Below are 12118 nucleotides of genomic sequence, written 5' to 3'. Positions count from 1 at the left end.
GCCTCGCCGGCGAGGCGGTGCAGCCGGTCCGCCCCCGCCTGGGCCCGCGCGACGGCGGCCTCGAGAGCGGGAAACAGCCCGGCCGGGGTGCGACCGGCGGAGACGCTGCGGGCCAGTTCGTTCACCTCCCGGTCCAGCCCCCGTCGCAACCGCCGGCTGAACAGCATCACCAACAGCCCCGCCCACAGCGAGGCGAACACCGCCCCGGCGATCCAGTAGTCCCCGCCGTACAACACGGGGCCGGCGGCCGTGGCGACCTCGGCCTCGCCGAAGATCAGCGGCCGCAGGAAGGTGTCCCAGAAGAAGTTCTTCGCTGCCCGTAGCAGGATGATGGTCGGCAGGCTGAGCAGCAGGATTTCGTACCACAGCCGGACCGGCGTGCGGCTGTTCTTCGCCGCGAGCTTCTTGATGAGGGCCTCCACCTTGCCCCGCACCCCCTCCAGAAAGCGTCCCTCCGCCGCGACGCCCTGGTCGCGGATCTGCTCGTCGGTGAGGGTCAGCAGTTCGCCCGGCAGGCCGGCGTCGGCGGTGAAGCCCTGCAGGCGGAAGCGGGCGTCCCGCAGCAGGCCGTCGTCCTGCCCGAAGGCGCCGAGCTGATCGAGCCCCGCGTCCGCCGCGTTGCCGGCGTGATAGTCGCGGAGCTTCTGCCCGGCCATCGTCGCTCCGACCAGCGCCACGGCCGCGGCGTTCCGGGCCCGGAACAGGCTGGAGGAGGTGATGTACCCGCCGATGCCGTTGTAAAACCGCAGCGAGATGCTGAACGGGCTGACGCCCCACGCCGTCGCGACGGCGTCGGCGAGGCGCCGCTCCCAGACGCCGGGATTGCCGAGCAGTTCTTCCTTCAGCCGCCCCGTCATCGCGGCGGTGAGGGCTTCGCGCTCCTCCGCCAGCTTCTCGCCGACGGCGTCGAGGGCCGGGCGGCGCTGCCGCACGTTCGCGTCCGCCCGGTCTAGGGCGCCGTGGAGCAGGTCGAGCAGGTTGGCCCGCCGCACCGCGACCCGGGCGTGCTCGGACAGCTCCGTCCGCAGCGTTTCGAGCAACCGGGCGAACTCGCCGGTCGGCAGCCGGTCGGCGTTCCGCTCCGCCAGCGCCCGGACGGAGTCCACGAAGTACAGATCCTCCGCCGCCACCTCGAACCGTTCGCCCAGCACGCGGCGCCAATCCTCCCGGATGTCGCCGTCCTCGGCGGCGTGCGTTTGCACGAACAGCAGCCGGCAGCCGCGGGCGGCGTGGAGCAGTTCGTCCGCGACCCGGGCGTTGCGGTACTTCTGCTGCGTGCTGACGACCAGCAGCACGTCGCAGTGCGGGAGCAACTCCCGCAACCGGCCGAGGTTCGTCGCGGCGCCTTCCCCTTCGGCCTCCACCTCCGTGGTGTCGGGGTCGGGGCAGTCGATGAGGACGAACTCCCGCAGCGTCGCGGCGTCGGCCCGCTTCACCCGCACCCGGTCCAGCGGCAGGCCGAGCGGGGCGAGGTCGGTGTCCGGGTGGGCGACGAGCGTCGGCGTGGTGGTCGTCGGTCGTTGCTTGCCGGGGACGGCGACCTCCTCGCCCACCAGCGCGTTGACCAGCGTGCTCTTGCCGGTGCCGGTGCCGCCGAAGGTGGCGACGACCAGCGGCGCCTCCAGCCGCACCCGCACCGCCTCCGCCCGGTCCAGTGCCCGGCGGAGCAGCCCGCGGGCGTCCGACAGCGGCTCCCAGCCGTCGGCGGCGCGGTCCGGGCCGGTCGGTTCCTCCGCCCACTCGCGCACGCGGCGGATCAGCCCGTCGATCCGGGCGAGTTGGTCGAGACGATCCAGTTCGGAAGACATGCGGTTCCTGGAGGCGAGCGGAGGCGTCAGCCCCCTGTGCGTTCCGGCGTGCGAGAGGCTTCGGCGGCGGGCGCGCGGCCGCCGCTGGCCCGCTGGAGTTCGGACAACGCCTCGCCCACTGCGGCGAAGGCCTCCGAGTCCGGCAGGGCGGCGGCGTGGGCGACGTCGGAAACCAGCGGCCCCAGCAGCGCGTCCCGCACCCAGCGTTCGAGCCACGCCCGGCGACGATCCGCGAAGCGGCGTTCGATTCGGGCCAGCTTGGCGTTCACCCGCATGGCGAGGCTGCCCGCGCCGGCGCCGGCCGCCTCCCCCGCGGCGGCGGCGGCCCCGCCGACGAGCGTGTCGGCGACGACCGTCACCCCCGCGGCGGCCAGTTCCGTGCCGATCACCCCGGTGCCCAGCAGCCCGACGGTCAGCGCCGGCCGACCCATCACCGCAGCGCCGTCCAACACCCGCAGCCAGCGGCCGGCGCGGGGATTGTTCGTCAGCAGGGCGTCCATCTCCGTCCGCACGACCGCGGCCAGTTCCCCCTCCAGATCGCAGGCCGCGTGGTCGGTCCGCAGGCGCTCCAGCAGGTCCGCCCGCGACGCCCCGCCGAGGGTCGCCGCCAGACGGGGGGCGAGGATCGGGTCGCTCTCCCGCAGACGTTCGAGCTGACCGAACAGCCGCTCGACCGCCCGACGGAACAGGGCGAGTTCCTCCTTGGCGTAGCCTTCCAGCGGCGGCGGCTTCGGGCCGCGCAGCGCCCGGAACGGCTGGGCGATCAGGCCGCCCACCACGGTGTAGGCGTCCGCCACCCGTCGCGTGGCGCCGGTCCGCCGGCCCCGCCACCAGTCGCGGACCTCCTCGACCAACGCGGCGGCCGGCACCGGGGGCCACTTCGCCTTACTATCGGTCAGCTCGTCCATCAGGTGCTCGCCGGCGGCGGCGAAGCGGGCCGCGGCCTCCCGCACCTCGGCCAGCCAGGCGGAGACGCCGTCCTCCGGGCTCGCCAGCCGATCGACCGCTCCGGAGAGCGTGCGGAGCTTCACCTCATCGAAGTGCAACTCGGAGAGCGCCGTCCGCAGGCTCTCGCCGCCGGCCGTTCCCCTCGCTTGCGCTTCGGGCTCACTTTCGCCCGGCGGCCAGGGGCGCGGGTGGAAGGGCAGTCGCAGGTCCTTCGCCGCGTCGCGGTCGTGGGGGGCGAGGAACAGCAGGTCCGGGTCGATGCCGGTGCGCTCCGCGAACGTGCCGACCCAACTCGGCCAGTACTGGTCGTCTTCGGGAAGGTGCACCTGATTGAACACCACCACGACGGCGGCGTCCGCCCCGTGCACCTCCTTGCCGCCGGCTTCGCGGAAGAAGCGGACCACGGCGGCGTCGTTGTATTTTTGCTCCGTGACGACGGCCAGCAGCACGTCCGCGGCGGTGCGGATCTTTGCGGCCCGCTCCCAGTTCACGGGGGCGTCGGCGTCGACGTCCGGCGTGTCGAGCAGCAGCAGATTGTCCGGCACCGCGTCGCTCTCGGCCCAGAACAGCAGGTCGCGGTCGTCGGCCCGCAGGGCGGCGTCGGGGTCCTGCTCGTCGATCTTCGTCGGCACGAAGCCGGGGAAGATGTCCTCCAGCCGGTGGCTCTGACTGAACCCGGCCGGCGCCAGGCAGGTCGGGTGCTTGGTGCCGCTGGCGAATTTGCTGCTGGAACTGGCCGGGAAGCCGGCCAGATGATTGAAGATCAGCGACTTGCCAATGTTCGTCCCGCCGACGACCGCCACCACCAGAAACGCCCCCCCGCCGCCGGGACCGGGGAGTTGGGGCAGCAGCTTGCCGTGCAGCGTCTCGTGCCACGGCCGCTTCGCGGCCGGGGTCAGCTCTAGGCCGTCCGCTTGACGGTCCAACTCGGCGACGGCCTCCGCCAGACGGCGGGCCGCGGCGGCGAACTCCGCGAGATCGGCCATGGGTCGGAGGGCAGGGCGGGCGAGCGAGGAAGCGGGGGGCGGGACGATACGCGATCCCGGCGTCAGTTCACGCCCACTGCCGCTTCAACTCGGCCAGTTCGTCGGTCCGCCCAGCCTCCTCCAACAGCGGGGCGACGCGCTCGAAGGCGGGGACGTAGTTTGCGCAGTCGTCCAGACTGGCGAGAAAGGCGTCCGCGGCCCGGTCGGCGTCGCCGGCGCCGGCGAGGGCCAGGCCGAGGTTGTACTTCACCTCCGCCCCCGCCCCGAGACGTTCGAGGATCGCCCGGTACTTGGCGATCGCCGCGTCGAACCTGCCGGCCCGGGCCGCTTTGTTGCCGGCGTCCAGCCCCGCGTACGGTCCGCCGGTCAGGTCGCTGCCGTAGGTGCGGGTCAACTGGGTCAGCGCCACCGGCACGCCAAGCAGGAACGGGGCGTTGAGGATCAGCATCTTCCAGGCGTCGCCCCGCATGCAGGCGGGGCAGCGCCACGTGCTGCGGGTGTTCCAGCCGTACACGACCAGCAGGAAGTAAAAATAAAACACCGTGAACTTCCGCGGGGCGGCGAAGTAACCGCACTCCTCGCAGATGCGGTGTTTGCGTTCCCAGGCCGGCGGATCGGCGGCGGTGCGTTCCGTCCAGAGCGTGCCGCAGAATGCGCAGTACACCTGCGGGGTCCGCGGCATGTCGCTCAGCACCACAGTCGCCGCGCAGTGCGGGCAGGTCGCGGAGCGAAACGCGGCGCCGCGGCCGTCGCGCTCCAACTGTTCCCGATGCGACTCCGCCCAGACGGCGCTGCGGGCGACGTCGATCGCCGCCTTCAGCGACTGGGCGGTCGCCCCGCCGGAGATCGACGCCCCCACCGTGCCCACCTGCGGGCCGGCGGCCTCCGTCGCCTCGTCCTCCCCCTCGTTCCCGCCGACGGGGACGGCGAGGAATAAGAGTTTGTCGCGGACCTGCACCTCCAACAGCGCCGCCGCGGGCAGCGTGAGGTCGTCCAGCGTCAGCGTTTCGCCGTCCCAGCTGCCCTTCTTCCGGAACATCCCGGCCGGTTGGCCCTGGTCGTTGAGGAAATGGAACTTGAACCGCTGCGGGGCGTCGGGGGCGGGCGTCACGGCGGCGGGGCGGGCGGGGAACGAACGCGAACGGAAACGCGGCGGGGGCCGCAGCGGTTCAACTCGGACGCGGGGGCCGCGTCAGAGCAGGTCGCTGGCGAGTTCGGCCAGTTCGCTGCGTTCGCCTTTCTCCAGGGTGACGTGGGCGTACAGCGGCTGCCCGGTCATGCGGTGGATGAGGTGCGACAGACCGTTGGAGAGCCCGTCGAGGTAGGGGTGGTCGATCTGCTTCACGTCGCCGGTGAGCACGATCTTGGTGCCCTCGCCGGCCCGGGTGACGATCGTCTTCACCTCGTGCGGGGTCAGGTTCTGGGCCTCGTCGATGATGAAATAAATCCGGGGCAGGCTGCGGCCGCGGATGTAGGCCAGCGGGCTGATCTCCAGCTTGCCGGTCTCCAGCATCAGGGGGATCCGTTTGGCGTCCTCGCTCTCGTCGCCGAGGGCGTGGCGGATCACCGACAGGTTGTCGTGCAGCGGTTGCATGTACGGGTCGAGCTTCGCCCCGATGTCGCCGGGCAGGAAGCCGAGGTCTCGGTTCGACAGCGGCACGACCGGCCGGGCGAGCAGAATCTGGCGGTACTTCTGCCGCTGGGCGAGCGCCGCGGCGAGGGCCAGCAGCGTCTTGCCGCTGCCCGCCTTGCCGGTGAGGGTGACCAGCCGGACGTCGTCGTCCAGCAGGGCCCGGAGCGCGAACGACTGCTCCGCATTGCGGGGGGCGATGCCGTAGGCGGACGTCTTCTCGACCCGGCGGAACTCCCGCGGGCCCGGCAGGTAGGCGGCGAGGGCGGACTTATTGCCGTTGCGGAGGATGAAGTTTTCGTTGGGAACCGGGTCCGCCACCTCCGGCAACTCGTCGCGGGGCACGCTGCCGGGCGGGGAGTAGAAGCGGTCGACCGTCTCCGAGGGCATGTGCTGGACGATCCGCTTGCCGGTGTAGAGGGCCTCGTGGCTCTCCACCTTGTCGTTCTCCCAGTCCTGCGCGATCAGGCCGAGGGCCTTGGCCTTCATCCGCAGGTTGGTGTCCTTGGTGACGAGCACGACAATCCGCGAGTCGCCCTCCGCCCGGTGCACGGCCATCGCCGCGGCGAGGATGCGGTGGTCCGGGGTGTCTTCGGTGAACACGCCCTTGATCGCCGGGTCGTCCCGGCGGCCCATGACGACCCGCACCCGGCCGAGCTTCGTCCCGTTTCCGGCTTCGCCCAGGCAGATGCCGGCGGTGGAGAGCAGTTCGCCCGTCAGGCCGTCCAACTCCCGCAGGAACCGGCGGGCGTGGAAGTGTTTTTCCTCCGCGCCCTTCTTGAAGCGGTCCAGTTCCTCCAGGACCGTCATCGGCACGGCGACGTCGTGCTCCGCAAAGCTCCGCAGGCACTGGGAGTCGTGCAGGATGACGTTGGTGTCCAGCACGAACGTTTTGGGCACCGGGCCGGTGTCCGGGGTGCGGACGTCGTCCTCGGCGGCGGCCGGCGTCGCGTCGTCATTCTCCGCGGCGACGCCTCGGCCGTCGGTCGGCCGCGAGGCGGGGCCCTCGTCGCCGGGCTCCTCCAGGCCGGCTCCGAAGTCCGAGGGGGCGGAGAGGCTCTCGGGAGCGAGAGGCAAACGCAGAGCGGCCGGGGCGGACATGGGCGGCATCCGGTGGGCGATCGTCGGTGGGCCGGCGCCAGGCGAGCGGCGGCGGCGGGGACGAACGATAGTTTCTCATCGCCGGACCACCGACCCCGACCTGCCGAGCGGGACGGTGAGGATCGGATGAAGCCGCGGGGGAGCGATGCGGCAGAATCGACACGAACCGCGCGCCCGCACGTTGCCGTTCCGCCACATGCCCGCCGCCCCCGGCGCTCTCCGCCCGACCGAACGACGTGACCTAGGTTCGCAGACCGGCCCCCTCCCGCCGGCGTCGCCGCGTCCCCCTCGCTCCCGCCGTCATGTCCGCCGCCCGCTCCCTCTCGTCCCGCCAGGGCGCCCGCCCCGGCCGTCCCTCGTCCGGTCGTCCCGGCGAGCAGATGGATTTCGAGGATCTGAAGCGCCTGATCCACGGCAAGCTGGTCGACAAGCTCGATCTCTCCCGCCTCGGCGATCTGGAGGGCGACACCCTCCGCCGCGAGATCCGCCTCGTCGTCGAGCACCTCTGCGACACCGAGAACCCGCTGCTGAACCGCGGCGAGCGGGAGCGCCTCGTCGAAGAGGTGCTGGACGAAACCTTCGGCTTCGGTCCGCTGGAGATCCTCCTCAAGGAGGAGGGCATCGCGGACATCATGATCAACGGGCCGAAGTGCGTTTATATTGAAAAGGACGGCCGCATCGTGCGGAGCCCGGTGACCTTCCGGGACAACGACCACCTGTTGCAGATCCTCGACCGGATCGTCTCCAAGGTCGGTCGGCGGATCGATGAAACCAGCCCGATGTGCGACGCCCGCCTGCCGGACGGCTCGCGGGTCAACGCGATCATCGCCCCGCTGGCGCTGGACGGCGCCGCGATCACCATTCGGCGGTTCGGCTCGAACCCGCTGACGCTGGAGGACCTGCTGCGGTTCGGGGCCTTCACCCCGGAGATGGTGATGCTGCTGGAAGGGGCCATGAAGGCCCGGCTGAACGTGCTCGTCTCCGGCGGCACCGGCTCCGGTAAAACGACGCTGTTGAACACGCTTTCCAGCTTCATTCAGCCGGACCAGCGGATCATCACGATCGAGGACGCGGCGGAGCTTCAACTCCAGCAGCCGCACACGCTTCGGCTCGAAACTCGTCCGCCGAACATCGAGGGGAAGGGCGCCGTGACGGCGACCGACCTCGTGAAGAACGCGCTCCGGATGCGGCCGGACCGCATCATCATCGGCGAGTGTCGCGGCCCGGAGGCGCTGGACATGCTCCAGGCGATGAACACCGGTCACGAGGGCTCGCTGACCACGATCCACGCCAACACCCCGCGGGACGCGGTGAGCCGGCTGGAAACGATGATCTCCATGGGCGGCATCGAACTGCCCATTCGGGCCCTGCGGCACCAGTTCGCCAGCGCCGTGGACCTCATCATCCAGGCCAACCGCTTGCAGGGCGGGCCGAGAAAGGTGACCGATATCACCGAGGTCGTCGGGATGGAGGGGGATACGATCGTCATGCAAAAAATCTTCGAGTTCGTGCAGGACGGCATCGGCGAGGACGGCAAAGCCTTCGGCCACTTCGAGAGCACCGGCGTGCGGCCGACCTTCATGGACCGGCTCGAGGCGGCGGGCGTGAGGCTGCCCCACAACCTGTTCGCCGCCCGGCGTCTGGGCTGAGCCCCGCCCCCGCGTTCCTCCCGCCCCACGTCTCCCGCCGCACGTCCCCATGCTCGCTTCGCCGCTGGTCATTTCGCTGTTCGCCTTCGGGTTCGTCGCGCTGCTGGCGCTCGCGGGGCTGATCACGTGGCGGAACAGCGCCGCCACGGACGTGGAGGACCGCCTCACCGCCTTGGTTGGCGGCAAAAAGGCCGCCCCGAAGCTGAAAACCAGCGAACTGCTCGCCGAGGCTTCCGACGGGATGAGCGGCCTCGCGGGCCGCGTCGGCGGGTCTTTGTCGAAGCTCGGCCTGATCCTGGAGCAGGCCGACAACCCGATGACGCCGAACGCCTTTTTTCTGGCCACCGCCGGCTGCGCCTTCGCGGGCTTCGCCGCAGCGGTGCTCGGCGGGGCGCCCTCGCCGCTGTACCCGATCGCCGCCCTGATCGCCGCGGGGGGGCCGTTCGGCTACGTCCTGTTCGTGCGGCGTCAGCGGCACAAGAAATTCGCCGCCCAGATGCCGGACGCGCTGGAACTGATCGCCCGGGCGCTCCGCAGCGGCCACAGCCTCGCCAGCGGCTTGCACGTGGTGGTCGAGGAGATGCCCCAACCGGTCAGTAAGGAATTCAGCCTCGCCTACGAGGAGCAGAACCTCGGCCTGCCGTTGGAGCACGCCTTAAAGAATATGCTGAAGCGCGTGCCGAACATGGACCTCAAGTTCTTCGTGACCGCGGTCGCTATTCAGCGGTCCGCCGGCGGGGACATGGCGGAGATTCTGGACAAGCTGAGCCACCTGATCCGGGAACGATTCCAGATTATGGGCCAGGTGCAGGCCCTCACCGGCGAGGGCCGCATCTCCGGACTGGTGCTGATGGCGCTGCCCGTGGCGACGTTCCTGGCGATTTACTACATCAACCCGAGTTATATCGAACCGCTGTTCGAAGACCCCCGCGGTCGCATGATGATCGGCGTGGCGACCGTGCTGCAGGTCGTCGGGGCGGTGGTCATTAAGAAAATCGTTAACATCAAAATCTGATCCCCGCGGCGTTCTCTACCGACCGGTTTCCCTTCGCCTCTCCTCTTCCCACGCCGTCCGATGTCCCTCGAAACCCTGCTGCCCTTCGCCGTCGGCGGGGCGATTCTGCTCTCGTTTCTCGGAGCGGTCAGTCTGTTCACGAACGCGCGCAGCTCGGCGGAGGATCGGCTCGACCGGCTCAAGGAGCCGCGGCGCCGTGACGATAAGCACCGCGGCGACGGCCTGAAACACGCAGCCCAGAAAGCGGCGCCGGCGCTCTCGAAGGCGCTCACTCCCAAGACGGACGCGGAGATCTCTGCCCTCCGCCTGCGGCTGGTGAACGCCGGCTTTCACAATCCGGCGGCGTCGCAATTTTATCTGGCGCTCAAGTCCGCCGTCGCCCTGGGCGGGCTTGCGGCCGGCACCGTCTACGGGATGGCGAATTACGGAATGACGCTCAACACGGCGTTCGCGGCGATTATCGCCGGCGGCCTGTGTTTCTATCTGCCGGAGGGCGTGCTGCATTTCATGGTAAAGTCGCGGAAGGAACAGGTCTTCCTTGGGCTGCCGGACGTGTTGGACCTGCTCGTGGTCTGCGTGGAGGCCGGGTTGGGTCTGGACGCGGGGATGCGGCGGGTCGCGGACGAACTGGAGGACTCGCACAAGGCCGTGTGCGAGGAGATTAATATCTGCAACAAGCAGCTGAATCTCGGCTCGCCGCGGCGTCAGGTGTTGCACGACCTGGGCGTGCGGACCGGCGTCGACGACATGCGGGCGCTCGCCGCGGTGCTGATTCAGGCGGACAAATTCGGCAGCAGCATCGGCGAAGCCCTGCGGACGCAGAGCGATTCGATGCGGACCAAGCGCCGTCAACTCGCCGAGGAACGGGCCCAGCAGACGGCCGTCAAACTGATTTTTCCGCTGGTTCTGTTCATTTTCCCCGGCATCTTCGCCGTGCTGGTCGGTCCCGCCGCGCTGATGATTATCGACGGCGTGTTGGTCTGAGCCGGCGTCGCCGCGGACATCGGGTAGACTCCGGAAGCCAATCTTCCGGAGCGCCCCGTGGCCCGTTATTTCAAGTACAAATCCCCCGCCGATCTGATCGACGACGCCGCGGAGCGCGGCGTCCCGATCGAACTGGCGGACGACCTCGCCCCGCTGTTCGAACCGCTGGACGTCCCCGTCCCCGGCGGAGCCCCGCGGCGGTTGGGCAATCGGCTGGCGGTCCAGCCGATGGAGGGCTGCGACGGCACGCCGGACGGCCGGCCGGACGAGCTGACCTACCGCCGCTACCGTCGCTTCGGGGCCGGCGAGGCCAAGCTGATCTGGGGCGAAGCGACGGCCGTCGCCGACGACGGCCGAATGAACCCGCGGCAGCTCTGGCTGGCGGACCACTCCGCGTCCGAGATTGCGGACATGCTCGCCGGCTGCCGCGAGGAGCACCGGGCCGCCTGCGGGGACGACGGCGACCTGCTGGTCGGCCTGCAACTGACGCACTCCGGCCGCTATAGCTTTCGCGGCCCGTTGATCCCTGTCCGCGACCCGCTGTTGGATCCCCGCACGGTCGATAGAGCGACCGGCAAGCCGATCGGTGACGACTTTGCGATCCTCTCCGACGACGACCTGCGTCGCATTCAGGATCAGTTCGTCGCGGCGGCGAAACTCGCCCGGGAAGTCGGCTGCGACTTCATCGACGTGAAGCAGTGCCACAAGTACCTGCTCTGCGAATTATTGGCGGCGTCGAACCGCCCCGGCGAGTACGGCGGGAGCTACGAAAATCGCACCCGGTTCGTTCGCGAACTGATCGGTCGGATTCGAGCGGAGATCCCGGACCTCCTCATCGCGAGTCGATTTAACGCTTACGACGGCGTGCCCTTTCATAAAGGCGCCGACGGTTTGGGCGAACCGGACGAGCACGCCGCGCCGCTGACCAACAGCTTCGGCACGGACCCGCACGACCACGCCAAGCCGGCCACGGAGGAGCCCCGCCGGCTCGCCGCCGATTTGGCCGCGTGGGGCGTGAGCCTGTTGAACGTCTCCAGCGGCAACCCCTACGCCTGCCCGCATCTGGTGCGGCCGGCCGAACTCCCGCCGACGGACGGCTATCTGCAGCCGGAGCACCCGCTCGTCGGCATTCACCGCCATTTCACCCTCACCGCCGCGGTGCAGGAATCGGCGGTTACGCCGGACGGCGTGCGGGTGCCCGTCGTCGGCAGCGGATACAGCTGGTTGCAGGACTACGCCTTCGCCGCGGCCGCGGCGAACGTCGCCGCCGGACGATGCGACCTCGTCGGCTACGGCCGCGGTTCGCTCTCCCACCCGGACTTCGCCCGCACCCTGAAAAAGTCCGGCAAGTTGAACCGCAAGCAGGTCTGCCGCACGTTCAGCTATTGCACGAACATCATGCGAACGAAGGACCACCCGCTGGGCCAATACCCCACCGGTTGCCCGCCCTTCGATCGGGAGGTGTACGATCCGATTTATAAAGAGGTGAAGGCGAAGCTCTCCGACGCGGCCTCGAGGAAGTGACGCCGTGCGGATCGCGCAGCTCCATCGCGTTTTCTACCCGCCGGAACCGACTCTGGGAAACTGGCGCTGCGAGACGACGCCGTCGCCGACGTGGGAGCAAATCGAAGCGGCCGTCCGTGCGATGCATCCTTGGGAGCGGCCGCTGGTGACGCTCCAGCGGCACGAAAACGTCTCGGATCGAGAGATCATGACGGTGTGCGGCGGCGACGAGCGCTTCCACCTGCAAATCGCCGACGACTCCGGATGGTGGTTGGAGGCATGCCGTACCGACGCTCCCGGGGAGGCCGCCGGCGAGGAGGTCTGCGTGTGGCGGTCCGATCAGGGGTTCGTCACGACCGCGGATCGCGTCTGGCCTGGCGAAGAGGCCGTCTGCATCGCTCGTCACTATTGCGAGGCGGACTCGCTCCCGCCCGGGGCGGCATGGCAATGGGTGTAGCGGCAGAAAACCCATCGATTTGTCAGGATGGGTTCGC

The 12118-nt window shown here is 69.8% G+C and carries 9 protein-coding genes; 5 read left to right on the top strand and 4 right to left on the bottom strand.

Going from position 1 to position 12118, the window contains the following annotated elements; translation table 11 throughout:
* The 4 genes from ACG2DA_RS10380 to ACG2DA_RS10365 all read right to left on the bottom strand — a co-directional run.
* A partial coding sequence (locus tag ACG2DA_RS10380; RefSeq protein WP_395255541.1) for a GTPase occupies nucleotides 1–1808 on the bottom strand: 1808 nt, incomplete at its 3' end.
* A 26-nt stretch (nucleotides 1809–1834) separates the two neighbouring features.
* Complete coding sequence (locus tag ACG2DA_RS10375; RefSeq protein ID WP_395255540.1) at nucleotides 1835–3742, bottom strand: GTPase; 1908 nt, start codon at nucleotides 3740–3742, stop codon at nucleotides 1835–1837.
* 67 nt (nucleotides 3743–3809) lie between these two features.
* Nucleotides 3810–4853: a hypothetical protein gene (locus ACG2DA_RS10370; RefSeq protein ID WP_395255539.1), complete on the bottom strand. Its 1044-nt coding sequence runs from the start codon at nucleotides 4851–4853 to the stop codon at nucleotides 3810–3812.
* A gap of 81 nt (nucleotides 4854–4934) precedes the next feature.
* Nucleotides 4935–6473 (bottom strand): PhoH family protein, encoded by a 1539-nt coding sequence (locus ACG2DA_RS10365; RefSeq protein WP_395255538.1) that lies wholly within the window; start codon nucleotides 6471–6473, stop codon nucleotides 4935–4937.
* 302 nt (nucleotides 6474–6775) lie between these two features.
* Between ACG2DA_RS10365 and ACG2DA_RS10360 the strand changes: the two genes are divergently transcribed.
* From ACG2DA_RS10360 to ACG2DA_RS10340, 5 genes are read left to right on the top strand one after another with little or no spacing between them, the layout of a single operon-like run.
* Complete coding sequence (locus tag ACG2DA_RS10360; RefSeq protein WP_395255536.1) at nucleotides 6776–8122, top strand: CpaF family protein; 1347 nt, start codon at nucleotides 6776–6778, stop codon at nucleotides 8120–8122.
* Nucleotides 8123–8171: 49 nt separating this feature from the next.
* Nucleotides 8172–9137, top strand: a complete 966-nt coding sequence (locus tag ACG2DA_RS10355) for a type II secretion system F family protein (protein WP_395255535.1) — start codon at nucleotides 8172–8174, stop codon at nucleotides 9135–9137.
* Between the two features lie 60 nt (nucleotides 9138–9197).
* Nucleotides 9198–10121, top strand: a complete 924-nt coding sequence (locus tag ACG2DA_RS10350; RefSeq protein ID WP_395255534.1) for a type II secretion system F family protein — start codon at nucleotides 9198–9200, stop codon at nucleotides 10119–10121.
* Nucleotides 10122–10178: 57 nt separating this feature from the next.
* A complete protein-coding gene (locus tag ACG2DA_RS10345; protein ID WP_395255533.1) occupies nucleotides 10179–11645 on the top strand; it encodes an NADH:flavin oxidoreductase in 1467 nt (488 codons plus the stop codon).
* 4 nt (nucleotides 11646–11649) lie between these two features.
* Complete coding sequence (locus tag ACG2DA_RS10340; protein WP_395255532.1) at nucleotides 11650–12081, top strand: hypothetical protein; 432 nt, start codon at nucleotides 11650–11652, stop codon at nucleotides 12079–12081.
* The last annotated feature ends 37 nt before the right edge of the window (nucleotides 12082–12118 follow it).

Source organism: Alienimonas sp. DA493, assembly GCF_043951915.1.
GTDB lineage: Bacteria > Planctomycetota > Planctomycetia > Planctomycetales > Planctomycetaceae > Alienimonas.
The sequence above is the reverse complement of the archived record's forward strand: the minus strand, read 5'-3'. Positions and strand labels throughout refer to the sequence as shown.

What these genes read in the sequence shown, in the direction of transcription:
- ACG2DA_RS10375 (WP_395255540.1), bottom strand. Translation starts at nt 3,742, where the DNA reads ATGGCCGATCTCGCGGAGTTCGCCGCCGCGGCCCGCCGTCTGGCGGAG.
- ACG2DA_RS10365 (WP_395255538.1), bottom strand. Translation starts at nt 6,473, where the DNA reads ATGTCCGCCCCGGCCGCTCTGCGTTTGCCTCTCGCTCCCGAGAGCCTC.
- ACG2DA_RS10360 (WP_395255536.1), top strand. Translation starts at nt 6,776, where the DNA reads ATGTCCGCCGCCCGCTCCCTCTCGTCCCGCCAGGGCGCCCGCCCCGGC.
- ACG2DA_RS10355 (WP_395255535.1), top strand. Translation starts at nt 8,172, where the DNA reads ATGCTCGCTTCGCCGCTGGTCATTTCGCTGTTCGCCTTCGGGTTCGTC.
- ACG2DA_RS10350 (WP_395255534.1), top strand. Translation starts at nt 9,198, where the DNA reads ATGTCCCTCGAAACCCTGCTGCCCTTCGCCGTCGGCGGGGCGATTCTG.